At 66.7% G+C, this 25,026-nt stretch carries 21 protein-coding genes; 6 read left to right on the top strand and 15 right to left on the bottom strand.

The genetic code is table 11. The annotated features are described in order from the left end of the window. Positions 1-80: 80 nt before the first annotated feature. On the top strand, positions 81-1,358 hold the full coding sequence (locus BMZ21_RS30935; RefSeq protein ID WP_091828640.1) for a M23 family metallopeptidase: 1,278 nt from the start codon (positions 81-83) through the stop codon (positions 1,356-1,358). A gap of 99 nt (positions 1,359-1,457) precedes the next feature. On the opposite strand, the gene prfB is transcribed toward BMZ21_RS30935, so the two are convergent. From prfB to BMZ21_RS00610, 3 genes are all read right to left on the bottom strand, one after another. Beyond that, positions 1,458-2,586, bottom strand: a protein-coding gene (gene prfB / locus BMZ21_RS00625; RefSeq protein ID WP_100960621.1) for a peptide chain release factor 2 whose coding sequence is annotated in 2 segments (ribosomal slippage) — positions 1,458-2,516 and positions 2,518-2,586 — 1,128 coding nt in all. Because the reading frame shifts where the segments join, the coding sequence is not laid out codon by codon here. 106 nt (positions 2,587-2,692) lie between these two features. Then, positions 2,693-3,475, bottom strand: a complete 783-nt coding sequence (locus BMZ21_RS00615; RefSeq protein ID WP_091828637.1) for a fumarylacetoacetate hydrolase family protein — start codon at positions 3,473-3,475, stop codon at positions 2,693-2,695. A 10-nt stretch (positions 3,476-3,485) separates the two neighbouring features. Further along, positions 3,486-4,082: a helix-turn-helix domain-containing protein gene (locus BMZ21_RS00610; RefSeq protein WP_091828636.1), complete on the bottom strand. Its 597-nt coding sequence runs from the start codon at positions 4,080-4,082 to the stop codon at positions 3,486-3,488. Positions 4,083-4,217: 135 nt separating this feature from the next. Between BMZ21_RS00610 and BMZ21_RS00605 the strand changes: the two genes are divergently transcribed. Next, positions 4,218-4,916: an aspartate/glutamate racemase family protein gene (locus tag BMZ21_RS00605; protein WP_091828634.1), complete on the top strand. Its 699-nt coding sequence runs from the start codon at positions 4,218-4,220 to the stop codon at positions 4,914-4,916. Continuing rightward, positions 4,913-5,320, top strand: coding sequence for a RidA family protein (locus BMZ21_RS00600; RefSeq protein WP_342029013.1), 408 nt, complete (start codon positions 4,913-4,915; stop codon positions 5,318-5,320). Before BMZ21_RS00605 ends, BMZ21_RS00600 begins: the two co-directional genes overlap by 4 nt. On the opposite strand, the gene BMZ21_RS00595 is transcribed toward BMZ21_RS00600, so the two are convergent. Both BMZ21_RS00595 and BMZ21_RS00590 read right to left on the bottom strand, forming a co-directional pair. Further along, positions 5,314-7,761, bottom strand: coding sequence for a penicillin-binding protein 1A (locus BMZ21_RS00595; protein ID WP_091828631.1), 2,448 nt, complete (start codon positions 7,759-7,761; stop codon positions 5,314-5,316). The genes BMZ21_RS00600 and BMZ21_RS00595 overlap by 7 nt on opposite strands. Positions 7,762-7,916: 155 nt before the next feature. After that, a complete protein-coding gene (locus BMZ21_RS00590; RefSeq protein WP_091828629.1) occupies positions 7,917-9,140 on the bottom strand; it encodes an N-acetylmuramoyl-L-alanine amidase in 1,224 nt (407 codons plus the stop codon). Between the two features lie 685 nt (positions 9,141-9,825). Here BMZ21_RS00590 and BMZ21_RS00580 point away from each other — a divergent pair. Next, positions 9,826-12,603: an Rne/Rng family ribonuclease gene (locus BMZ21_RS00580; RefSeq protein ID WP_091828626.1), complete on the top strand. Its 2,778-nt coding sequence runs from the start codon at positions 9,826-9,828 to the stop codon at positions 12,601-12,603. An 83-nt stretch (positions 12,604-12,686) separates the two neighbouring features. Continuing rightward, positions 12,687-13,031, top strand: a complete 345-nt coding sequence (locus tag BMZ21_RS00575; RefSeq protein WP_143079620.1) for a hypothetical protein — start codon at positions 12,687-12,689, stop codon at positions 13,029-13,031. 12 nt (positions 13,032-13,043) lie between these two features. Here BMZ21_RS00575 and BMZ21_RS00570 read toward each other — a convergent pair whose 3' ends face one another. The 7 genes from BMZ21_RS00570 to BMZ21_RS00540 all read right to left on the bottom strand — a co-directional run bounded on the left by BMZ21_RS00570 (position 13,044) and on the right by BMZ21_RS00540 (position 20,548). Then, positions 13,044-15,284 (bottom strand): mechanosensitive ion channel family protein, encoded by a 2,241-nt coding sequence (locus tag BMZ21_RS00570; protein WP_091828623.1) that lies wholly within the window; start codon positions 15,282-15,284, stop codon positions 13,044-13,046. Positions 15,285-15,342: 58 nt separating this feature from the next. Continuing rightward, positions 15,343-16,533, bottom strand: a complete 1,191-nt coding sequence (locus tag BMZ21_RS00565) for a pyridoxal phosphate-dependent aminotransferase (protein WP_091828622.1) — start codon at positions 16,531-16,533, stop codon at positions 15,343-15,345. A gap of 64 nt (positions 16,534-16,597) precedes the next feature. Further along, positions 16,598-17,164 (bottom strand): ImmA/IrrE family metallo-endopeptidase, encoded by a 567-nt coding sequence (locus BMZ21_RS00560; RefSeq protein WP_091828621.1) that lies wholly within the window; start codon positions 17,162-17,164, stop codon positions 16,598-16,600. 61 nt (positions 17,165-17,225) lie between these two features. After that, positions 17,226-18,188 carry a Gfo/Idh/MocA family protein gene (locus BMZ21_RS00555; protein WP_091828620.1) on the bottom strand — a complete coding sequence of 321 codons (963 nt, stop codon included), beginning with the start codon at positions 18,186-18,188 and terminating at the stop codon, positions 17,226-17,228. A gap of 58 nt (positions 18,189-18,246) precedes the next feature. Beyond that, positions 18,247-19,401, bottom strand: coding sequence for a GGDEF domain-containing protein (locus BMZ21_RS00550; RefSeq protein ID WP_091828619.1), 1,155 nt, complete (start codon positions 19,399-19,401; stop codon positions 18,247-18,249). 283 nt (positions 19,402-19,684) lie between these two features. After that, positions 19,685-20,152 carry a DUF2214 domain-containing protein gene (locus tag BMZ21_RS00545; RefSeq protein WP_091828618.1) on the bottom strand — a complete coding sequence of 156 codons (468 nt, stop codon included), beginning with the start codon at positions 20,150-20,152 and terminating at the stop codon, positions 19,685-19,687. Between the two features lie 6 nt (positions 20,153-20,158). After that, positions 20,159-20,548 (bottom strand): DUF6152 family protein, encoded by a 390-nt coding sequence (locus BMZ21_RS00540; RefSeq protein WP_091828617.1) that lies wholly within the window; start codon positions 20,546-20,548, stop codon positions 20,159-20,161. Between the two features lie 163 nt (positions 20,549-20,711). On the opposite strand from BMZ21_RS00540, the gene tenA reads away from it, so the two are divergent. After that, positions 20,712-21,380, top strand: a complete 669-nt coding sequence (gene tenA, locus BMZ21_RS00535; RefSeq protein ID WP_091828616.1) for a thiaminase II — start codon at positions 20,712-20,714, stop codon at positions 21,378-21,380. A gap of 33 nt (positions 21,381-21,413) precedes the next feature. Here the strand turns inward: tenA and BMZ21_RS00530 are convergent, their stop codons facing one another. The 3 genes from BMZ21_RS00530 to BMZ21_RS00520 form a co-directional block, all read right to left on the bottom strand. Then, positions 21,414-22,340 (bottom strand): CobW family GTP-binding protein, encoded by a 927-nt coding sequence (locus BMZ21_RS00530; protein WP_091828615.1) that lies wholly within the window; start codon positions 22,338-22,340, stop codon positions 21,414-21,416. Positions 22,341-22,344: 4 nt separating this feature from the next. Next, positions 22,345-23,877, bottom strand: a complete 1,533-nt coding sequence (locus tag BMZ21_RS00525) for an amidohydrolase family protein (RefSeq protein WP_280141464.1) — start codon at positions 23,875-23,877, stop codon at positions 22,345-22,347. Between the two features lie 298 nt (positions 23,878-24,175). Continuing rightward, positions 24,176-25,024, bottom strand: coding sequence for a protein NO VEIN domain-containing protein (locus BMZ21_RS00520; protein ID WP_091828613.1), 849 nt, complete (start codon positions 25,022-25,024; stop codon positions 24,176-24,178). Positions 25,025-25,026: the final 2 nt, after the last annotated feature.

Below are 25,026 nucleotides of genomic sequence, written 5' to 3'. Positions count from 1 at the left end.
ATCCTATCGCAGCGTCACTCCCGGTTTTGCGTATGACCTCCTTGGATTCCCGTGCTCAGGCCGCCGGCCACGAGCTTGCAGTGACTGGCATTCTTGCCCGCCGTAGCTTCACCGTTCGCCGCTCGACCGCGCTGCTCGGTCTCAGCCTCCTGGCGCTGACCACTGCCTGGAGCGGCGCGACGAGCTGGTACATCCTGCGCAAGGACGACCTTGCCGCGCGGTTGATCAGCCGCGAGACCTCCCGCCAGTACGCCTATGAGGATCGGATCGCCGCCCTGCGCGCCGATGTCGACCGGCTCGCCAGCCGCGCCTTGCTTGACCAGGATGGCGTCGAGGCCCGCGTCGGCGAGATCGCCGCGCGCCAGGCCGAGCTCGAATCGCGACAATCTCTGGTCAGCGCTGTCGCCGAAAGCCTGCAATCGGCAGGGATCGGTGTGTCGCAGGCGGCCAAGAACCCGCTGCGCCAGCGCATGATCAAGCCCGAGGAACCGGTCCGCGCCTCCGGCGTCACCAGCTTCGCGCCCTTTGCCTCGGGCAAGCCGACTCCGGCGCCGGAGACCCTGCCGCTGCGCGGCGCCGACGACCGCCCGGCGTCCTGGCAGTCGGGCGAGACCGAGGCGCCGGTCGCGCCGGCCAAGCGCGTCGCCGAGGCCTTGACCCAGCTCGACCAATCGATCGAGCGCAGCTCGGTCACGCAACTCGCGGCCTTGCGCGAACTCGACAGGAATCTCGGCGATACCCAGAAGACGCTGCGCAGCGCCCTTGCCGAAACCCGCCTGGACACCGACAAGCTCGCTGTCGCCGTCCAGGCCCCGAAGGGCGTCGGTGGCCCCTTGGTCCCGGTCAATCTCGATCCGTCAGCGGGGCCGTTCGAGGCAACCCTGAGTTCGCTGCAGCCGCGTATCGCGACCGTCTTCCGCCTGCGCGGCCTCGTCGAGCAACTGCCCCTGCGCCGGCCGCTCGCGGGAGAACTCGAGCTGAGCTCCAATTACGGCTATCGCGCCGATCCCTTCACGCGTGGCGCGGCCCTGCACACCGGCATGGACCTGCGTGCCGAGCACGGCTCGCCGGTGCGCGCGACCGGCCCTGGCAAGGTCGTGACGGCCGAGTATTCCGGCGGCTACGGCAATATGGTCGAGATCGAGCATGCCGGCGGCCTTAGCACCCGCTATGCCCACATGTCGGCGATCCTGGTCAGCGAGGGGCAGATGGTGACGGCCGGCACGCTAGTCGGCCGTGTCGGCTCCACCGGCCGCTCGACGGGCCCTCATCTGCACTACGAGACCCGCATCGACGGCGAGCCTGCCGATCCGAATCGTTTCCTGCGTGCCGGCGACAAGCTGGCCGGGCAGCTCTGACCGTCCGCGACTGACGAGCGCAAACCCTGACAACCGGCTGCAGCATTGACCTGCAACCGGTTGTTTTGATTTGATAAGCCAGTCGGAGCGAGCCCGCTCTCAGTCGATGTCTTCGACTTCGACGCTCGTGCCGTAGACACGCTGCGCCAGCGACGCTTCCATGAACGGGTCGAGATCGCCGTCGAGCACATCGGAGGGCGCCGTCGAGGTCACGCCCGTGCGCAGGTCCTTCACCAGCTGATAGGGCTGCAGCACATAGGAGCGGATCTGGTGGCCCCAGCCGATATCGGTCTTGGAGGCCTGCTCGGCATTGGCCTTCTCCTCGCGCTTCTTCAGCTCCGCCTCGTAGAGGCGGGCGCGCAGCATGTCCCAGGCCTTGGCCCGGTTCTTGTGCTGCGAACGCTCCTGCTGGCAGGCCGCCACGATACCGGTCGGGATATGGGTGATGCGCACCGCCGAATCGGTGGTGTTGATGTGCTGGCCGCCGGCACCCTGGGCCCGGTAGGTGTCGATGCGGCAGTCCGATTCCTTGATGTCGATGACGATGCGGTCATCGACGACCGGGTAGACCCAGACCGACGCAAAGGACGTCTGTCGCCGCGCATTGGAGTCGAACGGCGAGATGCGCACCAGCCGATGCACGCCCGACTCCGTCTTCAGCCAGCCATAGGCGTTATGGCCCTTGAACTGCAGCGTGGCCGATTTGATGCCGGCCTGGTCGCCATCCTGGTATTCCAGCATGTCGACCTTGAACTTTCGCCGCTCGCCCCAGCGCCGATACATGCGCAGCAGCATCTCGGCCCAGTCCTGGCTCTCGGTACCACCGGCGCCGGGGTGGATTTCGACATATGTGTCGAGCATGTCGGCTTCGCCGGAGAGCAGCGATTCGACCTGCAGCCGGCCAGCCTCGACCTCGACCGTCCTGATCGCAGCTTCGCCCTCGGCGATGGTGGCCGCGTCGTCTTCCATCTCGCCGAGCTCGATCAGGGTCAGCGCATCCTCGACCTCACGCTCGAGCCGCGTGATGCCCTCGATCTGCGTCTCGAGCTGGGTGCGCTCGCGCATCAGCTTCTGCGCGGCTTCCGCGTCGTTCCAGAAATCGGGGCCTTCGGAGAGCGCGTTCAGCTCCGCCAGGCGTCGTTGTGCGACATCCCAGTCAAAGATGCCTCCTCAGCAGTCCGATCGACTGCTTGGCGTTGTCGAGTTGCGTCTGGATTTCGGGTCGCATGATTGGTTCGCGTTGTCCGCTTTCGGTCGCTGTTGGCAGCTGGAGATAGGGGGGATGATGCCAGCTGTAAATGCTCAATCGTCGACGGTAACCGGCGGAGCAAGCTTCAGACGAACGAAACTCCGATTGCGCCGAGTCGGCCGAAATCGGCGTGGAAGACATCGCCGGCCACCACGTCGACGGCGCGCGTGAAGGAGCCGCAGAGCACGATCTCGCCCCGTCGGAGCGTGACGCCGTGAGCTGCAAGCTTGTTGGCGAGCCAGGCGATGCCAGCTGCGGGATGTCCCATAATCGCCGCCGACACGCCCGATTCCTCGATCACGCCATTGCGCGACAGCGTAGCACCGATCCAGCGCAGGTCGGCCTCATATGGCCGGACGATCCTCCCGCCGGTTACGAGTGCACCGAATGCGGCATTGTCGGCGATCGTATCAGTCACGACGAGTGGCGGCTCCGTGCGAAAATCTATGATCTCGAGCGCCGGCATGACGAACTCGGTCGCACGCAGCACATCATGAACCGCGCATCCCGGCCCGGTCAGATCCTCGCCCATGACGAAGGCGAGTTCGACCTCGATCTTGGGCGCCAGAAACATCGCCGCGGAGATCTGGCTGCCATCGCGGAACAGCCGGTCATCGAGGATGCAACCATAGTCCGGCTCTGCGATCCCGGCAGCGATCTGCATGGCCCGTGACGTCAGGCCGATCTTGTGTCCGACGATGCGAGCGCCTCCATCGAGGCGTTGGCGCACATATGACGATTGGATACGATAGGCTTCGTCGAGCGTTATCTCGGGATGGAGCATGCTGAGCTGGGGCATGCGCTGGCGCGTCCTCTCCGCTTCGACAAGCAGCTCGGCGGCCTGATGGGATTGCTCTTCGGTCAACATCGCTTGGCCCTCAGATGGTTTCAATGATGAGCATCGCGCTGGTATCTGGCTCGCAAGCTGCGAACAGATGCGGGACGTCGGCCGGGTAGCTGATGAAATCGCCCGCGGACAATTCGACGGCGCTTCCGATCGGGCCGGCCAGGGCACGCCCCTGACAGAGCAGAAGGTGCTCGACCGTGCCAGGCCGATGCGGCTGGGATTCATGCGGCTGACCAGGCTGCACGACGAGCCTGTAGATGTCTCGTCGCGCCGCGGGCGGGCACGTCGCGAGCAACGTCGCAGCATAATCCGATTGCTCTGCGCGTACCGTCGCTCCCTGCCCGGCGCGCACCACGGTCACACCCTGCCGCGGCGGTTCGATCAAGCGGCTGACCGGCACGCCGAGGACGCCAGCCAGTCCCCAGAGAGTCTCGATGCTCGGGTTACCGTTGCCGGCCTCGAGCTGCGACAGCGTCGATTTCGAAAGGCCAGCGCGCTTCGCCAGATCGCTTGCCGTCAGCCCCAGACGCTCACGCTCGCGACGTACGGCGAGTGCGACAAGCGCGCTCGGTCCGGTTGCGTCCTCTGCCGGGCCGTGATGCGGCCCCTTCTCGGCTCCGATCGACATGAGACACCCCCTCTTGACCGGCGGCTCCGCCGATTCTCTTGACCGGCATCCCACCAATAGCATTATATTGTACTGTTGTTCGATATAATGCAACATAAGGCACCACTTTGACGGCGCCAGTCTGGAGATCGGAGAATGACGCTGCATATCGGTATTGTCGGCTGCTCGGCCGAGGGGGCGGCACTGTGCTACCGCACCATCTGCTCAGAGGGAGCAGCGTTGCTTGGCCCGCATGCCCACCCGGAAGTATCGCTGCACACCCCCTCCCTCGCGGAGTATGTCGCGTACCTCGATCATGGCGACTTGGTCGGCGTTGCCCACCTTATGCTCGCCTCGGCGCATAAGCTTGCGTCCGCCGGTGCGGATTTTCTGATCTGCCCCGACAACACGATCCATCAAGCATTTTCGCTGTTGGCCGGGCGCTCACCGCGTCCATGGCTGCATATTGCCGAAGTCGTGGCCGCAGAAGCGCAGCGGCGCGGCTGTCGTCGCCTCGGCCTCACCGGGACGGCGTGGCTGGTCGACAGCGAAGTCTACCCTGAGGCCCTCGACCGTATCGGCCTGGAGTGGCGCAGGCCGTCCGCCGCCGATCGCGACCTGACAAGCAGGATCATCATGGACGAGTTGGTCTACGGAAAATTCTGCCGGGATTCAGTCCTGACGTTCCAGCGCGTCATCGACGACTTCAAGAGTCAGGGATGCGATGCCGTCATTCTAGGCTGCACCGAAATCCCGCTCATCATCGATGACGATAATTCCGCGCTGCCGACACTCGATTCGACTCGATTGCTCGCTCGGGCGGCGTTGCGACATGCAATGGGAGAGGAGCGGTGAGCGCGCGGCGCATCGTCGAAGTACCGGTACTCTCTGCGGCACTCCGGGATATGAACGTGCCGTTGTCGCTGGTGACGGCCGGAGGCGGTCTGGTTTTCGTCTCGGGAATGCCGCCGCTGGATCTCGACAGCGGCAAGCTTCGCGAGGGCGACATCGCCACCCAGACCAAGGCTTGTCTGGAGGCTTTGCTGCATTGCCTGACGGCGGCCGGATCGCGTGCCGAAAACGTCCTGATGATCCGGGTCTACGCCGCGAACGCCGGCCATTACGACACGATCAACCGGGTTTACGCGCAATTCTTCCCGGTCGATCCACCGGCCAGAACCTTCGTCCCGGTCGCGTCCTGGCCAAAGCCCTTCGATCTTGAGATCGACTGTACCGCGCTCGGCCCGGCGGCTCAGTAGAGACCGCCGGTGCCCGAGCCGACCGAGCGCCCGCCCGCCGGCGCGACGCTCATCGCCCCGCCGGTGCCGTCAGAAGCGCCGATCACCGAATAGCTGTCCGGCGGCGCCGTGCCCGGCTTGAAGGCTTCGAGGATGCCGCCTTCGCCGCCGGCGCGCATGCCGGTGCGGGGATCGACGCGGATCAGCTTGATGCCGGGCGGCACGCGGAACGGCGTCGCCGGCTTGTCCTTCAGCGCGACCTGCATGAAGTCGCGGAAGATCGGCGCGGCGTACTGGCCGGCGGTCGCCGAGTTGCCGAGCGACTTCGGCTTGTCAAAGCCCATATAGACGCCGACGGCGAGGTCCGGCGAGAAGCCGACGAACCAGACGTCCTTGGCGTCGTTGGTCGTGCCGGTCTTGCCGGCGAGCGGCTTGCCGACCGACTTGACCACCGTCGCGGTGCCGGCATTGACGACGCCTTCGAGCATCGAGACCATCTGGTAGGCGGTCAGCGGATCGAGGACCTGCTCGCGATTGTCGATCAGGCGCGGCTCACGCTGGTTGCTCCACTTTTCGGCCTCGCAACCTTCGCAGGTGCGCTGGTCGTGCTTGAAGATCGTCGCGCCCCAGCGGTCCTGGATGCGGTCGATCAGCGTCGGACGAATGCGCTTGCCGCCGTTCGCCAGCATCGAATAGGCCGCAGTCATCCGCATGACCGTGGTTTCGCCGGCACCGAGCGACATCGAGAGCACCGGCAGCATGTCGTCATAGATGCCGAAGCGGCGGGCATACTCCGCGATCAGCGGCATGCCGACATCCTTGGCGAGGCGCACCGTCATCAGGTTCTTCGAGAACTGGATGCCGTAGCGCAGCGTGCGCGGGCCGGTGAACTTGCCGTCGTAATTGCTCGGCGTCCACATACCGAGACCACCGCCCTGGTCGACCTCGATCGGCGCGTCGAGCACGATGCTGGACGGGGTGTAGCCGTTGTCGAGCGCGGTCGCATAGACGAAGGGCTTGAAGGACGAGCCCGGCTGGCGCAGCGCCTGCGTCGCGCGGTTGAACTCGGACTGGTCATGCGAGAAGCCGCCGACCATGGCGAGCACGCGGCCCGAGAACGGGTCCATCACGGTGATCGCGCCATTGACCTCGGGCATCTGGCGCAGGCGAACCTGGCCCGGCTTGCCGTCGATCGGCTCGACATAGACGACGTCACCCGGCGAGACGGCCTGCGAAACGCGGGTACGCCGCGTCCAGCGGATGCCGTCCGGCCCGAGCGTCACCGTCTCGCGCTCCGGACGGAGCTGGCCCGAGGCTTCGCGGACAGGCTGCAGGCCGAGGCGAGCGCTGTCGCCGCTGGCGTCGAGCACGACGGCCAGGCGCCAGGGCTTGACGTCGCCGAGCACCGGCAGCTCGGCGATGGCGAGGCCCCATTCGCGGCTCGCGGCGTCGATCTTCTGGATCGCGCCGCGCCAGCCGCGCGCCTCGTCGAAGCGCACGAGACCGTCGACCAGCGCCTTGCGCGCCATCAGCTGCATCTTGGGATCGACCGTGGCACGCACCGAGAGGCCGCCTTCGAGCAGCTTCTTCTCGCCATAGCGGTCCTGCAGCTCGCGCCGGATTTCCTCGGCGAAATAGCCGGCGGCGATCTGGTTCGGCGAAACCGTGCGCGGGTTGACGCCGAGCGGCTGCTTCTTCGCAGCATCGGCATCCGGCCGCTTGAGGAAACCGTTCTCGGCCATGCGGTCGAGCACGTAGTTGCGGCGCTCGATCGCGCGCTCGCGGTTGCGGAACGGGTGCAGGTCGGTCGGCGCCTTCGGCAGCGCGGCGAGATAGGCCGCCTCCTGCGCGTTGAGCTCATGCACCGACTTGCCGAAATAGTTCAGCGCCGCGGCGGCGACGCCGTAGCTGCCCTGCCCCGGCGCCGGCGCGCCGAGATAGATCTCGTTGAGGTAGAGCTCGAGGATCTTGTCCTTCGAATAGGTCGACTCGATTCGCAGCGCGATCAGCGCTTCGCGGATCTTGCGCTCGATGCTCTGCTCGGAGCCGACCAGGAAGTTCTTCGCCACCTGCTGGGTGATGGTCGAGGCGCCCTGCGGCCGGCGGCCGGAGCCGCGATTGCGGAAGTTCGAGACCGCGGCGCGGGCCAGGCCCTCAGGATCGACGCCGAAATGCTTGTAGAAATTCTTGTCCTCGGCCGAGAGGAAGGCGTCGATGATCAGCTTCGGCACCGCCTGGATCGGCAGATAGAGCCGCCGCTCGCGCGCGAACTCGGCGATCAGGCTGCCGTCACCGGCATGGACGCGGCTCATCACCGGCGGCTCGTAATTCCGCAGCTGCGCCGAATCGGGCAGGTCCTTGGAGTAGTGCCAGATCACGCCGGCCGCGCCCGCGACGCCGATCACGAACAGGATCGTACCGACGGCGAACGCCCATCCGAAAAGGCGCAGTATGAACCGCATCGAGAATTTTGACCCTGGCTAGCGGCAGTGTCGGCGCCCTCCCCCTTTGGCGTCGCGACCTGCCCGGCTGATTTTCAACTCATTCCTATATCACGGCAGAAATGGCGGAACCGTGGCTTTGCGACCACAAATCGCCATCTTCGACCGTCGAACAGTCAAGGCTTGCTTTGCGCGGCCTTGCCGGGGCTTTGCAGGCGCTCGAAATACTGGTCGATCGCCTGCTGGACGGCCGCGGAAGCCTGCGTGCGCCAGCCCTCGGAATTCAGGAGCTCGGCATCCTTCGGGCTCGACATGTAGCCGAGCTCGATCAGCACCGACGGCACGTCAGGCGCGGTCAATACGCGAAAACCTGCCGAACGCAACGGCACCTTGTGCATCTTCACCGAGCCACCGAGCCTTTCGACCAGGTTTCGCGCGAAGATCGTCGAGAAGCTGCGGGTCTCGCGCTTGGCGAGATCCATCAGGATGCCCGCGACATCATGCACGTCCTCGCTCGAGTCGAGGCCCGCGACGGCATCGGCCTGGTTTTCCTTGGCCGCCAGCCGCGCCGCCTCGGCATCGCTGGCGCGCTCCGAGCCGGTGTAGACGGTGGCGCCGCGCACGTCCTGGGCCTGCGCCAGCGAATCGGCGTGGATCGAGATGAAAAGGCTGGCCTCGACGCCGCGTGCGATACGGACACGGTCGTTCAGCGAAATGAAGGTGTCATCCGAGCGGGTCATGATCACCCGGTAGCGCCCCTGCGCCTCGAGCTGTTCCTTCAGCTTCAGCCCGAAGGCGAGGACGACCGCCTTCTCGGCGATCGCCGCGACCTGGGTCCCGGGGTCGATGCCGCCATGTCCGGGATCGATCACCACGATCCGGCGCGAATCGCCCTCGGCCTTGCGCTCGACAGGGATACTCGGCAGCTGCGTCTTCGCCGTCGCTTCGCGGGCGAGCGCGGCAAACTCCTCGCGACTCGTCCGCTTCAACTCGACGACCAGCTCGCCGAAGCCGCCGCGCACCGGCTTGACCGAGACGCTCGCTACCGCGGCTGGCTGGGCGAGATCGAGGATGATGCGGGATCGGTCGGCCATGAACAGGCCGTAGCGGAAGCCGGAGACGAAGCCTGCGGACTTGCGCCCCTGTTTCGGGTCGACCTGGAAGTTGATCGAGGGCAGCTCGACGATGACGCGATCGGGCCCTGCCATGACCGTGGCGCTCGCGCTCACCGGCCGCGACAGCGCCATGGTCAGCCGGACATTCTCGCCATTTACCTCGAGCCGCGCGTCGGTGGCGACCGGAAGGTCGGTGGCGGCAGGACGCGCCGGCGAATTCGCAGCTGCGAGAGATAGCGACGATAGAAGCAGTGCCGCACATGCGAGAAGCCGCAAGGCCGGCATGGCGATGCGGTGCGGGACGCCCTTTGCGGAGAGGCGAAGCCGGTGAAGCAGGAGGAAGCTCCTCGATTCGCTGGTTCGACGCTTAACAAGACTTAACCATAGCGTCGCCAATCGTTGACAACCCGTTACCACGGCCGACCGGCAGCGGAAACCGCGCCTGCCCGATCACCCACCGTTAACGCGCTTGCAAAAATACATCGCCTGTCTGTAATGGAGACGGTTGCATCGCGAAGGCTACCGCAGCGCGCAAACCGGGTCCCTGGCCCGCTGACGCCCTGCGAACTGGCCGAACGACCGGATCATCCCGATCCAGGCCGGCGCGAAGGCAGCCAGCAACGGAATCGTCCGCGGACGGGCTTGCGCCAGGCAGCAATCGGCGCCGGTCTTCTTGTCCGCGAGCGTGTCAACGCGGTGCGCCCCGTTCGAGGCGCGCTGCAGGTCAAAGGTAAGATGTCGGAGCAAACGACGCCGTTCTCCTTTTCGGTGTTTCGTCGAAACCTCTCAGGTGGCGACGGGCTGATTGCCCGCTCCGCCGCCCGCTCCCGTCGTCCGTCCCAGACCGAACTGCTCTCCCTGCAACAGGCCGGCTTCAGCCGGCAAACGCGCGGTGCCCCTGCCCGCGGCCGTGGACGCATGTCCGCGGCCCGGCGGATTGCCGAGGCCGCCGCGCCAATGGAATTGTGCCATGGCCAACAAGATGCTCATCGACGCCACCCACCCGGAAGAGACCCGGGTCGTGGTGTCTCGCGGCTCGCGTATCGAAGAGTTTGATTTCGAATCAGCCAGCCGCAAGCCGCTCCGCGGCAATATCTATCTGGCGAAAGTGACGCGGGTGGAGCCTTCGCTCCAGGCCGCTTTCGTCGAGTATGGCGGCAACCGCCACGGCTTCCTCGCCTTCTCCGAGATTCATCCGGACTACTACCAGATCCCGGTCGCCGACCGGCAGGCCCTGCTCGCCGAGGAAGCTCGCGCCGAGCGCGAAGAGGAGCGCGACGAGGAGAAGCGCGAGCGCCGTGGCCGCCGCGGCCGCCGCGACCGCGACAACCGGCCCAAGCGTGCCGCCGAGAGCGGCGAGACCGTCAGCGCCGAGGTCGATGCCGGCGCCGCCCAGCCCGAGGACCTGGTCGAGACCAACGGCAAGGAAGCGGCCATGGTCAACGAAGGCGCCCCCGCCTTCGGCGAGAGCTTCGCGCCCGAGATCGCCGAATCCGCCAATGAGGACGCGGCCGAGAATTCCGCGCCGCTGACCTTCGAGACCACCGCCGAGGCGCCGGCCTCCGAGGATGGCGACGAAGCGGCTGAAGCGCGGCGCCCGTCGCAGGACGACGAGGACGGCGAGGAGAACAGCGGCGACGAAGCCCAGGAAGAGCCGGAGCAGCTCGGCGGCGGCGACGCCCTCGACGACATGCCCGAGCGCCCCCGCAATCTGCGTCGCCAGTACAAGATCCAGGAGGTGATCAAGCGCCGCCAGATCATCCTGGTCCAGGTCGTCAAGGAGGAGCGCGGCAACAAGGGCGCGGCCCTCACCACCTACCTCTCGCTCGCCGGCCGCTATTCGGTGCTGATGCCGAACACCGGCAAGGGCGGCGGCATCTCGCGCAAGATCACTAATGCCGAGGACCGCAAGCGCCTCAAGGAGATCGCCCAGGAGCTGGAGGTGCCGGAGGGGATGGGCATCATCCTGCGCACCGCCGGCGCCTCCCGCACCAAGCCGGAGATCAGGCGCGACTACGAATATCTGATGCGGATGTGGGAGAGCGTTCGCGAATTGACGCTCGGTTCGGTCGCTCCGGCGCTGGTCTATGAGGAGGGCAACCTCGTCAAGCGCTCGATCCGCGACCTCTACAACAAGGATATCGACGAGGTTCACGTCGCCGGCGAGAGCGCCTATCGCGAGGCCAAGGACTTCATGCGCATGCTCATGCCGAGCCATGCCAAGAGCGTGAAGCCCTATCGCGAGCAGACCCCGCTCTTCGCCGCCTTCGGCGTCGAGAGCCAGCTCGACGCGATGTTCTCGAACACGGTGACGCTGAAATCGGGCGGCTATATCGTCATCAACCAGACCGAGGCGCTGGTCGCGATCGACATCAACTCCGGGCGCTCGACCCGCGAACACAACATCGAGGACACCGCCCTCAAGACCAATCTCGAAGCTGCCGAGGAAATCTCGCGCCAGCTGCGCCTGCGCGACCTTGCCGGCCTCATCGTGATCGATTTCATCGACATGGAGGAGAACCGCAACAACCGCGCGGTCGAGAAGAAGCTGAAGGAGTGCCTGAAGAACGACCGGGCCCGCATCCAGGTCGGCCGCATCTCCGCCTTCGGCCTGCTCGAGATGTCGCGCCAGCGCATCCGCACCGGCGTGCTGGAGAGTTCCTCGGTGCCGTGCCCGCATTGCGCCGGCGCCGGCCTCGTCCGCTCGACGCCCTCCATCGCGCTGCAGATCCTGCGCGCCCTCGAAGAGGCGCTGATCAAGAGCGCCTCGCATAATCTCGAGGTCCGCACCCGGCCCGAGGTCGCGCTCTATGTCCTCAACCAGAAGCGCGCCCATCTGCGCGACCTGGAAGAGCGCTTCAACATCACGATCACCGTCTCGGCCGACGCGGCCCTGCTCGGCACCCGCTATTTCGAGGTCGAGCGCGGCGAGTTCGTCGGCAACGAGAACCGCGTCGTGCCGGTCTCCAGCATGCGCGCCGAAGCGATCATCGACGAGCCCGAGGACGAGGACATCGTCGAAGTCGAGGTTGAGGCCGAGGCAGAGATTGAAAGCGGGGCCGAACGTGAGACCGCGGCTGAGCCGCGCGCCGCTGCCGAGGGCGAAAGCCAGGAGAGTCGCGACGGGCGCCGCCGGCGTCGGCGCCGGCGTCGCCGGCGTGGTGGCGAGCGTGACGGGCAGGACCAGCAGGGCGCTGCCGAGGGCGACGACCAGGCCGAAAGCGACGAAGACGACTCCGGCGAGGACGAGAACACTGCTTCGGCTCCTGTCGCGGCTACCCCAGAGGAGGAAGCTCCGGCCGTGACCGAAGCCCCTGCTGCGGAGCCGGAGGCCGATGCCAAGCCGAAGCGGGCGCGCCGCGGCCGTGCCAAGAAGGCGGAGGCAGAGACAGAGGCACAGTCTGAAACCGCCGAAGCCCCCAAGAAGGCTGTGAAGGAAGCTGCCAAGGCAGTGGAGAGCGCAGCGGAGAGCGTCGCCGAGCCGGCGGAAAAGCCCAAGCGGAGCCGCTCGCGCAAGAAGGTCGTGCCGATCAGCGAAGATGGCGTCGCCGCCGCCCCGGCTGAGGTCGCGCCTGCTCCCGAGCCGGCAACGCCTGAAGCCGTTGCCGCTCCGGCCCCCGAACCGGTCGTCGAAGCGGCGCCTGCTCCACGGGTCGTCGAGGAGCCCGTCGCGGTCGTGCTGACGCCGCCGGATCCGGACCGGCCTAAGCGCGGTGGCTGGTGGAACAAGCTGGCCGGACGCAAGTGAGATCAGGGCCGTCGCGAGCGATCGCGGCGGCCTTTTCCTTAGGCGGAGAGCATATGCGGCCACCGCGAAACGCCGAGCGAGGCGTGATCGCCGCCCTTGCCTGCGCCGGCTTGATCGGCGTGGCCGTCATCGCCCAGCAGGCGATCGGCTGGCTCGGCGTCGGCCTCATCGGCTTGTTCACCCTTTTCGTTGCGGTGCGCTACGAGCTCGAGGGGAATCTGCCGGTCGGCCCGCAGATGACGCCCGATCTCTATGCCAGCCAGTTCGGCAAGCACGGCCGCGAGCACGACGCCGAGCGCGCCGATCGGCGCCATGCATGGCAGCGCCAGCTCTCGGCCGCCCGCCTCGCCGCCGGCATGAGGACTCTGCTGGCTCTCGTCGGCTTCGGCTTCTTCCTCATCCTGGAATTCGGGCAGCAGACCGGCTGAGCGGGACTTGCTTCACTCCGCTGCCGGTGCGAGCGGCGTCGGCGGCGGGATGGTCGCGATCGCCGCGGCAGCGCTCTTGCCGCTCCCTTCCTTCACGGTGACGGCATTGGAGGCGAAAGGCACTTCCGCCTCGATCAGCCCGCGATAGACCCGCTTCAGCGCCTCGCGCTGCAGCATCGAGGCCTGGTTCGGCTTGGCGGTGAATTTCAGCCTGATCACGATCGCCGCTTCGGTGATGTCGGCGACGCCCTGCATCTTGAGCTGGGCGATGAAATGCGGCCCGTATTCCGGATCCTCCAGCAGCGCCGCCCCGATCTTCTTGATCGTCTTGCGCGCCTTCTCGATGTCGGCGGAATGGTCGAGGCGGACGTTGAACTTCACCGTCGCCCAGTCGCGGCTGGCATTGGTCAGCGACTGGACCTGGCCGAACGGCACGGTGTGGACCTGGCCGCTCTGATGGCGGAGCTGCATCGAACGCAACGAGATCTTCTCGACCGTGCCCTTGAGCCGGCCGGTATCGACATATTCGCCGACGCGGAAAGCGTCCTCCAGCATGAAGAAGAAGCCGGAGACGATGTCGCGCACCAGCGCCTGCGAACCGAACGAAATCGCGAGGCCGAGGATGCTGAAGGCCGCCAGCAGCGGACCGATATCGACACCCAGGCGCGACAGCAGGACGAGCCCGGTCAGGCCGAACACGGCGGTGAGTACCACGCCGCGCAGGATCGGCATCACAGTCGCCAGCCGTGACGGCACATGGTCGTGCGAAACCGCATCCTCATCGGCCGGGCCAGCCACAGCCCGGGGCGGCGCATAGGCGTCGAAGAAGCTGCGCAGGAAAACGATCGCGACCCAGCCCGCGAAGGCGAGCACGGCAACGCCCCCCGCCTGGCGCATCAGCACGGCGAACTGATCGGAACTGACGCCAAAAAGGAAGCCGGCCCAGAGCCGCGCCAGCAAATAGAAGCCGCTGGCCCAGATCGCGCCGCCGGCGGCAGCCCGCAGCGCATGTCCGACCGCGAGCGAAAGCGGCGCCGTCTCGCCCATCGCCGCCGCATGTGCCTGCCGGCAGGCCATCAGGCTGGTAACGCCGACCGCCAGGATCGGTGCCAGCACGATGATGAACTGCGTCAGTGCGGCAGCCTCCGCCCAGCGCGCGCCCCCCTCCATCATCGAGGAGGCATTGCCGACCATCCAGATCAGCACGGCGAGCGCTGCATAGAGCCAACCCGTCGTCCACGCGATCACGCGGCGCGCCGGCCCGGGCTCATGGGCCGAGGCAAGGATGAGCGCCGCAAGATCGTGCCGTGCATCGATGAACCACCAGACCTTGAACAAGGTCGAGACAATGCTGACCAGGGCGAACAGCCCGACGACGGTTCCAGGGCCGGTGGCATGCTGGATCGACACCGTCGCCGTCAGCAGTACGGGTGTGAGAATGCCGAAGAAGATCAGGAATTTGAAAGCCCGCTCGGCCCGCGGCAGCGGCATGATCCGACGTTCCGAGGCCCCGGGAGCGAGCAGGAAGCGTCCGAGGATCAGATATCCGGAGCCAATGGTGAGGCCGTTGGCGATCGTGCGCAGCACCATATGGGCAAGGTCGGGCTCCGGCAGCCAGAATTTGCGGACCGCATGCAGCACTGCAAGCCAGAGCCCGAGTGTCGCCAGGTCCTGCAGCAAGCCCCAGGACGACGCGATCAGGCGCGGCGTGAACTCCGGCCCTTGCGGCTGCAGCCGGCGCGTGAACCAATCTTTGGTCGCGAGCCGAAACAGCCAGGCTACGGCAAACGCGAGTACAACGGCCACCGAAAGCCACCAGCCGGCCGAACCATTGCGGTTCTGCGCCCAGGCAGCACGCCAGGCGTCCGGTATCTGGGCAAGGCGCGGCAAGGCTCCGAGGCCTTGCGTCACGCCATCGACGAAATGGTCCCAGAACGCCTCGGCAGGCGTTTCGCTTTCGGCGGGAGTACTGGCTGGCGGTGCAGCACCAGGGCTCGCTGCCGCGGCGGCCGGCGCGGCTGGGGCCTTGACCTCGTCCTTGCCTGCGATCCTGATCTCGACCTTGCGTCCGCCGGTCGACAGGGCATCGACCAGGTTCCGCACCGTCTCGGGCGTCTCGTCGCCGCGCAGCGTCAGGACCGGCGCAGCATCCGTCTTGGCCTGCTGCGCGGCGCCCGGGCCCGCGGCGACGCCAGCCAGCAGCGCCGCCGCGCACAACGCCATGGCTTTCAGCCAGTTCCGCATCGCGACCATGTCCTGCCCCCAAGCCGGATCAGATTGAGTCTACCGCTTCGCCTTGGCAAGCGCCGCTTCAACGCGTCTTCAGCCAGCGCCCCAGGCGCGCCACCGCCTCCTCGCATTCGGCCAGCGAACCAGCGAAGGAAAGCCGCACCGTCCTCGCCCCGCGCTCCTCGTCGAAATCGAGCCCTGGCGTGATCGCGACTCCGGCATTCTCGAGAGCATCGCGGCAGAAGCTCATGGAATCGTTCGAATATCGTCCGATGTCGAGATAGATGTAGAAGGCGCCGTCGACGGGCAGGAAATCGCCCAGCCCAATCTCCGGCAGCGCCTTCAGCAGGTAAGCACGGTTTTCCGCGTAGCCGGCCTTGATCGCTTCGCATTCATCGGTTGCGTCGAAGGCGGCCTCGCCTGCGACCTGGCTCAGCATCGGCACCGAGATCGAAAAATTCTGCTGCAGCCGCTCGATCACCCGCACCAGCCGCTCCGGCACCACCAGCCAGCCGACGCGCCAGCCGGTCATGCAGTAGTACTTGGAGAAGGAGTTGACGATGATCGCGTCAGGGTCGGCGGCAAGCGCCGTCGTCGCCGGCCTCTCATAGGTCAGGCCGTGATAGATCTCGTCGGAGATGTACCAGAGGCCGAGCCGCCGGCATTCGGCCGCCACCGCAGCGATCGCCTCTGGCGTCATCACCACGCCGGTCGGGTTGGCCGGGCTCATCGTCAGCACGCCGGCGAGCCGCCTTTCGGCATGGGCCTTGGCGATCAGCTCCGGTGTCAGCGCATAGCGTGTTTCCGGTCCAACGGGGATCGCGACCGGCTCGAGCCCGAGCGCGATCAGGATGTTGCGATAGGCCGGATAGCCCGGCGCAGTGATCGCGATGCGCGCGCCCGGCTCGAAGCAGGCGAGGAAGGAAAGGATGAAGCCACCGGAAGACCCGGTCGTCACCACGACGCGCTCGGCCGGCACCTCGACGCCGTAGGTGTCGCGATAGTGCCGCGCGATCCGGGCCCGGAGCGAGCCGATGCCGAGCGCCTGGGTATAGCCGATGCGGCCATGCTCCAGCGCCCGCGCCGCGGCGGCCCGGATGCTGGCCGGCGTCGCCGCTGAAGGCTGACCAACCTCCATGTGCACGACCGAGCCGCCGCGCCGCTCGATCGCCTCGGCCGCGTTCATCACGTCCATGACGATGAAGGGCGAAACGCCCTGCGCGCGTTGCGCGGGCTTCGGCGCCGGCGGCAGGCCGGTAGCGGCGATGGTCATGGCGTCCTCGATAGCAGTCACGTTGCCCGAGCCATGCCCTGCGGGCGCGCCGACCGCAAGCGGCTCAGAGGTCGAGCGAGCCTTGCCGCGAAGACAGGGCTCGTGCGCTCTCGCCGGATTTCAGTTCGCTATGGCGCACGATCGCGGCGCTCATGCTGACCCGGTAGCGCTCGCTGAGCGCGGTCGCGTCGAGCCGGCGCACCGCCGGGGTGTCCGGAATCAGGAAGGCGGCCGCATAGCGCCGCGCCTGATATTCCATCGACCGGAGCTTCGCCGAAACCCGCTCGGCCCGTCCGCCGGCCGGCCCCCGGTTCAGACTGCCCTCATGGCCGAGCAGCGCATGGCCGATCTCGTGCGCAACCGTCATCAGCGCCCTGCCCTCGCCGCGTTCGGCTGCCTGGAACACCGCCTCCGGAAGCAGCAGCCGCCTGGCTTGCGAATCCCACTGTGCCTCGGCCTCGCCGAGCGCGCCGTCCAGCACCCGCTCATAGGAGAATTCGGGGTAGCGCGCCTTGAGCCTCGCCAGCAGCACAGCGACCTCTACGGCCTCGTCGTCGCGAAAGCCGAGCCCGCGCCGATGCGCCAGGGCGCGAGCGTCGATCTGCGCATCGGTGAGGAAGGCATGGCGCATCGGCAGGCCTCCTGAGCCCGCCGATCATAGTGCCCTTGCCATGTCATCTCAACGAAGGCGGTCAGCTCGCCAGGATCGCCTCGACGATCTCCTGGACATTCAGCGCTTCTTCCAGCGTCGCCAGCTGGTGCGCCTCGCCGCGCGCCAGCCTGGCGACGCCTTCGAGCTGCCGCTTCAGCGCGACCGGCCGCGCTTCGAGCTGCGTCAGCGCATCCGGAGCCCGCTGCCAGGAGCCGTCCGGCTTGCGCTGCTCGGCCAGCGACCAGTCGCAGAGCCGGATCGCGCCGCCCTCACCTTCCAGCATCCAGATGTTGTGATCGTCCTTTGGCGTCGTGCCGACGCTGCCGATCAGCGTCACCGGGATGTCGCCCGCCATCAGGCGTGCCTCGATCCGGCGTTCAGACTTGCCCTCCTCCGGGAAGGAGACACTGGCCTGCAGGCCGCGAAGCACCCCGCCGAGCCGCCGGCTCAGGAAGAGGAAATGCGAGACGACCTCGCGGGTGAAGCCGCCCTGTTCGCGCCGGTCGAGCCAGCCTGCCGCATCGGCCTGCCAGGAGCGCGGCCAGGTTGCGAAGGCGACCTCGATTGAGATTCGCCGGTTGCCACCGACGCCGCCGGCCCAATCCTGCAATTGCGCGACCGCCGGCGAGGAGGCGAACGGGAAATTGACTGCTCCGCGCACACCCGCCTCGGCGACGAAGGCACGGGAATCGGCGACGTCGATCGCGAGCGGCTTCTCGCAGAAGACGGTTCTGCCGGCCGCGAGCGCGGCGCGGGCATGGCCGAGATGCGAGGCCGGCGGCGAGGCGATGTAGACGCAGTCGCTCGCCGCGATCACGGCGGCCGCGTCGGGCTTCTGCGCGACATCCGGCAGCTCGCTGGCGATCCGCGCCAGAGCCTCGCCGGACGGGTCCCAGATGCCGGCAGCGCGCACCAGCTCCGGCGATTGCGCCAGGATCGCGCGCAGCATGCGCTCGCCCATGATGCCGGCGCCGATCAGGCCGATGGAAACGGGTGCGGACATGGCAAATCTCTCATCGCGTCAGGACGCAGGCCGCATAGCAGCTCGGCAATGCAGCAGGCTACCCCGCCCGGCGTTCGCCGCCCTTGATCAGCTCGACCCGGTTCCGGCCCGAAGCCTTGCCGGCATAGAGCGCCGCGTCGGCGCGCCGGTAGAGATCGACCGCCGTCTCCTGCCCGTCGAAGCCGACCGCCCCCATGCTGACGGTGATGTATGACGCCGTCGGCGACGCTGCGTGCTCGATCCTGAGCTCGGCGATCGCCTGCGCGACCCGTTCCAGCCGCTCCTGAGCCCTCTGCGGCGTGGTGTCGTAGAGCAGCAGGCCGAATTCCTCGCCGCCGAGTCGCCCGACCATGTCCATCGGCGGACGCAGCTTGCTGTCGATCGCGCGGGCGATCAGGGCCAGCGCGATGTCACCGGCCTGGTGGCCATAGCGGTCGTTGTAGCGCTTGAAATGGTCGACATCGAGCACCGCGAAGACGACCGGCACCCGCTCCCGCCGCGCCTGCAGCAATGCCATCGCAACATGTTCCTCGAAGCCGCGCCGGTTGGCGATGCCAGTGAGCGCATCCGACATTGCCCGGCTGTGCAGCATGCGGCGTAGCAGGAACTGGTCGCGCTCGGCTCTCTCGCGCAGCCAGGCACCGACGGCACTGACGAAGACTGCGAAGAACAGCAGGATCGACAGCCGCCCATGCTCGGCCAGTTGCGCCGGTTCGAGCATCAGCACGCCAAGCACAGTGGTGAACACCGCGATCAGCAAAGCGATGCCCAGGCTCTGCAGGAAGGTCAGCCCGACCGGCAGGAAGACAGCAGCAATGATCACGAGCTGAGCGATGTCGGCCTGCGGCAGGCCGCGCAGCTTGTACATGTTGGCGATGAAGGCGCAGGTCACCCCGATCAGCGCCAGCGCAAGCATGGTGAGGTGGTGATAGGCATGGGCCTGGCGGTTGCGGCGCACGATCCAGAGCAGGCGCAGGATCACGGCGAGCGTCCCCAGCCTCAGCACGATCGCGAGTTCGACGAAGCTGTCCTGGCTCCCGATCGCGATGAGATTGTCGAGGCGCGTCAGGTCGAGCCCGATGAAGGTCAGCCAGATGCCGAGCGCCGTGATCAGGCAGACCAGCGTGCTGCGGCGCTGGTCGGCGCGCATGTGCTGCCGATACTCGCGTTCCAGCACCGGCTCGAAGCCGAGACCGTCGAGGCGACGCCCCACCGCCCCAGCGCTCGGCGGTTCGCCCGCCGGCTCGGCAGGCCTGGAGATCGGATCGTGGCGTGGGGCGTGCACGCGCAGGACAATGGCGGCAACTGGCTAACGCCGCTTTGACGGCGGGTGCTGGGCACACAGCTTTCGCCCGGCAGGGTTTCGCCCGCCTTGCCGCGATGGCTTGCATTCGATCGATTTCGGTGGCGCTTGACCTTCCATCAGGCGGAGGCGCTACCAGGTTGCCATGTCCATGACCGACCAGCGCGACACCATCGGCGAGGTCTCGGCCTGGTCAGACGAAGCCGATCCAGCGCCCGGCGACCAACACGCAGAGCCAGAGCGAGGCGGAAACCATGGCCAGCACCCGAACGCGCAGGCCGATCACACCGCCCGCCAGTGCCGGCTTGAAGCCATGATGCTGTAGCGCGATGTTGCCGAGCGCCAGGACCAGCAGGCCGAGCTTGCTCAGGAAGGCGGTGTTCCCGAGATATTCGCCCGGCTTTACTGTGAACAGCCAGAGCCCGGTCGTAAGCGCCAGCACCAGCCCGAATGCGGCCGTGCGGATCAGGATCGGGCCGATCAGCGGCAGCGCCGAGGCGCGCAAGACGCCGGCCAGCCGGAGATCGAGCGGCAGGATCGCCCCGAGCAGCAGGCCGATGCCGAGGATGTGCGCGGCGTTGACCAAGAGATATGCGGTGCCGGAGCGTTGCAGCAGCAACGCTCCCGGCCAGTTACCGAGCCAGTCGATCACTGTCGCCACAGGCGCTCAGTTCGTTTTGATCCGCTCCGGATACATGTCGTAGTTCTTGCCAGCGATGGTGATGCGTACCGCCTTCATCTGCCTTTTGCTGGCGTCCTGATGCCGGTTGCCGAGCACGGTGATGGCGTCGCCGACCTTCGCTGTGTCGCCGGTAAAATTCGCCCGTGCGGTCTGGCTGGGATTGCCGAGATCGATCTGCCAGAGGACGCCATCGGTCGCCGCGACCTGCAGCGTCGGATGCGGCGGCGCCATCGAGATCGCGCGGATCGTGCCCTTGAGCTCGCTCTGTTCGTCGACCGCCCAGCCCCAGCCATGATGCGCCAGGGCCGGCAAGGCAAGAATGGAAACGGCCGCTCCGCAGAGAAGCGCCCGCCGGCCGATCGCGAAACTGGTCATGGTCGCACCCTCCTGATTGTCCAGACACGGTGGAAGGCTAACGCGGCATCTGCACCCTGTCGCCGCCGGCGCGGATCAAACCTGCGTCATCCGCGGCACGCCGCGCAGCGGCGGTTTGCGCTATGACTGCCGCGCGAATCCGATCCGGAAGGAAGCCCCAGCCGTGGACATTTTCGACAGGTTGAAGGCCACCGCAGCCGCCGATTGGGCGTCCTATGTCGAACATGATTTCGTCCGGCAAATGGGCGACGGCTCGCTGCCGCAGGCCGCCTTCCGGGCCTATCTCGTGCAGGACTATCTCTTCCTGATCCAGTTCGCCCGCGCCTATGCGCTGGCGGCGTATAAGAGCCGAACCCTCGCCGACATGCGCGCCGCCAAGGCCGGCCTGTCGGCGATCCTCGACCTCGAAATGGACCTGCATGTCCGGCTCTGCGGCCGCTGGGGCCTCTCGCCCGAGCAGCTTGAAGCCGCGCCCGAGCATCAGGCGACGGTCGCCTATACCCGCTTCGTGCTCGATTGCGGCGTCTCGGGCGACCTGCTCGACCTGCATGTCGCGCTCAGCCCCTGCATCGTCGGCTATGCCGAGATCGGCGCTAGGCTCGCCGGAGAGCTCGGACCTGCGCTCGACGACCATCCCTATCGCGACTGGATCGGCGAATATGCCGGGCAGGCCTATCAGCAGGTCGCCCGCGACGCCCGCCGCCATCTCGACGCGCTCGCGGCGCGGGCGATGACCGAAGCGCGCTTTTCCGAGCTCGCCGCCCTGTTCGGCCAGGCTTCGAAGCTGGAGGCCGATTTCTGGCAGATGGGGCTCGACATGCCGCGTGCCTGAACCGTCAGGTCAGGAATGTCTGTGAGTGCCGGGCTACTGGCCCTGATGCCCACTCGCCCGGATCATCGCGTCATCGATGTCCACCTGAGTGATCCTGCCGATCTCCGCGATGAAGACGATTCTGGTGCCTCGCGCCGGCTCGTCCCGATCGAGAGGCGCCAGCGTGGCTCTCCCACCCGCGAGCTGAAAGAGATATCGGCCATCGGGCTTCTCGATCGTGTCGAGAAATCCCTTCGCACGGACGAGCCGCGGCGCAAGCCGACCGACGACCTGCTGAAAGCCGGCGAGCGAGATCGGCGTGCCGGATGTCCAGTTGAAGGTCTCGAACCGATCGATGCTCGGCCTTTTCGGGCGCGTCGTCCGCTCGCGAGCCGTCCCGACTTCAGGAAAGACAAGATCGAGCGGAATATCGCCGCCGGTCGCCTCTACGAGGGTGGCCCGGCGGTTGATCTGCGACAGGGAGCGGCAACGCTCGTCGAGCGAGGCCTTGTCGACGAGATCGCCCTTGCTGACGGCGAGAAGATCGGCGGCTCGCAGCTGGCTCAGGAACAGCGGGTCGTCGAGCAGCGCCTCCGGTGCCGCCGCATCGACGACGCACAGCACCGTCTCCAGGGGCGCTGCGCGCCAGATCACCGGGTCCATCAGGTTACGGATGATGTCTTCGGGATCGGCGACGCCGCTGGTCTCGATCACGATGGCTTCGGGGCGCGGGGTTCGCCGCAGCAGATTGGACAGCGTCCGCAGCAGATCGCCTTCCAGCGTGCAGCAGATGCAGCCATTGGCGAGGCTGACGACCCCGTCCTCCGCACCGGCGATCAGCTCCGCATCGATGTTGATCGCGCCGAAATCATTGACGACGGCGGCGATGCGTCGCCCGTCGGCCCGTTGCAGGATGCGGTTGACCAGCGTCGTCTTGCCGGCTCCGAGAAAGCCCGTCACCAGCAGGATCGGAACCGGCATGGCGTCAGGCCGCCGCACTGAGCGGTCGGCGCACAGGCCGGCCCGGCCGTGCCGCGACGTCCATGACTCCGTCGGCGATGACCGGCTCCCCGCTGACGATGAGATGCCGGACGCCTTCGGCCGGCCGGTTCATCGCCGAAAACTCCGCCCGATCGGTCAGCGTGTCGAGGTCGAACACCACGACATCGGCATCGGCTCCGGCCTTCAGCCGGCCCTTGTCACGCATGGCGGGCGTGCTCGCGGCCAGGATCTCGGCCGGGATCAGGGTGCATTTCGCGATCCCCTCCTGCAGGCTGACCGCCTGCCGCTCGCGCACCCAGTGCCGCAGGAAGCGCGTGAAGGTGCCGGACGAGCGCGGATGCGAAGTCGCTTCATCCGGGAGCGGCCAGGCATCGCCGGTATAGGTCGATCCGTCCGGCATCGACCACGGCATGGCGTCCGAGGCGATCGCGCCACCGGGATACAGGACCGAGAGGTCGAGCATGTCGCGATGGCGGGCGTTGTTCTCGGTGTCGAGCACATGCCAGAGAACGAGCTGCGACGGGTCCTCCGACTGCGCGGACAGCAGGTCCTCGCGGTCCTGGATCCGGCGGCCGCTGGTGACGAACTGGATCTGCTCGTAGCGGGTGTCATTGCGGCGCTCGAATTCGGGATCGCTGAAGAACGCCGCCGCGATCACCGTGGAGCCGGTGCCATAGGGATAGGCCTCCACCGTGATCGGCAGGCCCTGCGCCTGCGCCTGCTTGATCAGCCGCGCGCAGCGCTCGACATCGGTCTTGCTGGAGCTGTTGAAGTGGCAGATGTGCATATGCGCGCCGGTGGCGCCGGCATAGCCGATCAGGCGGATATAGGCCTCGGCCGCGCTCTTCGGGTCGGTGTTCGCCATATAGGCGATATGGGTGAAGGTCGGCACGCCGCGCTCGGCGGCGAGCTGGCAGAGCGCGGTCAGCTCCTGCACGCCGGCGCCGGGCGCATAGGCGTTCAGGATGCCGATGCCGATGCCACCCTCGTCGAGCCCCGCCGCGATGCGCTCGAGGATGTTCTGCTGTTCGGAGGGCGAGGAGATCTCATCCATCCAGCGCGGATCGCGCATCGCGCGTCCGAACGCTTCCAGCGACGATTCCTCGTTGATCCCGATCATCGCGCCGATCCGGGCGAAGGCCCAGTTCGTGGCGGCGCCGTAGTTGAGGATGCGGCCCTGCTCCGCCTGGCGGCGATACCAGGAGGCGACCGGCAGCACGCCGGCCTCGAGGTCCAGCGTCGTGGTGACCCCGTCGAAGGCCTGCATGCGGTCGGCGGGGATCGACTGGCCATGGGCATGAAGGTCGATGAAGCCGGGCGCGACGACCAGCCCGCGCGCGTCGATCACGCGCTCGGCGCTGCCGAGGCTGGAGCCGATCGCGACGATCTTTCCGTCTGCGATCGCGACATCGGCGATGCCATCATGGCCGCTTTCCGGATCGACGACACGGCCACCCGAAATCAACAGTCCGCTCATCTGCCTTTGCCCCTCATGCCTCGGTTGGCCCGCGACCAGTGACCGCGAAGCAGCCGATGTTGGCCGATCGGGAATTGCCGAGACAAGCGCGTTGCCGGTGAAGCGCCTTGGCGGATGACGCATGTCGGATCGGGGCTGAGCCTGTGAATCGACGCGCCGGAACCTCGTCCCAACCTTCTCCCGGATGGGAGAAGGTGGCGCGGAGCGCCGGATGAGGGCCTGCGCTATCCGCAGAAGGCCGCAGCGGCGCCGTTGCATTCAAATCATCAGCGGCGGTCCCTCACCCCTGCCCTTCTCCCACACGGAGACGGGTTCTTTGCGCCGAGGGTGTCTACTTTCAATGAAGTGACGCGAGAAAGGTCGTGGGCGTTAGCTGCACGTGAACATCGAGCGGCGGTCGAATGGAGAATGCACGTGGGGAGCGCGCGAAATTCCAGAGCCTTACAAGATGCCAGTTATCGCGATGACTGTCGGCAGCGGCTATCTCAGTGCGAGTAATGTGAAAAGGCGTTCGTTCCCAACCATTCGTCGTCTTCACTTCGATCAGTCGCGAACGCCCGTCTGCCTCAAAGCTTGCAATATCAAATCCGGCCCCATCTCCATCTTCACGTGAAACCCAGCGAACCCGAGCCGCTAAGGTCTCTTGGCCAGCAGCGCGTAAGGTATTCCTCTCATGGGCGAGGACGAGTCCCTCTCCCGCCTCTCCGAGAGCACGATTGCGCGCATCACGGGCCGCAACATCAAATTTTCTAGCAACCAGTTCGACCAAAGCCGGCTCGATTAGCGAAAGACTATTCGAGAATGTCGGCGGCGGGCCAATCCAGAGGCTTGCTTCATCACGAAACTCATTTCGCGCGAGCGTTCTGGCGGTCCTCTCCAGTTGTTGCGTCGTCCACAGAGGGTGCGCGTCAAACCATCTAAGGACGGCATCGACCAAGCTGTTCTGGAAGCGAGTTGCCGGCTTGTAGCCATCAATCCACGGCTCTCCCAACAGTAGGAGCACCGCGCTGATATTCTGAAATTTATACTCTACCGCTTTTGCTGAACGACCCTTTAGCAATGGCACCAACGCATCACGTGCTTGGGATTTCACGTATGGCTCTCGTCTCAGCTCGGCCGAGAGCATCTCGAAGTATGTGACGACCGTTAGATCGTTTTCGTAATCAGACCAGCTCTCGCCCGGCATCA

It is taken from the genome of Allobosea lupini (genome assembly GCF_900109525.1).
Classification (GTDB): Bacteria; Pseudomonadota; Alphaproteobacteria; order Rhizobiales; family Beijerinckiaceae; genus Allobosea; species Allobosea lupini.
Note: the sequence above shows the minus strand (reverse complement) of the source record. Positions and strands in the feature narration are given on the sequence as shown.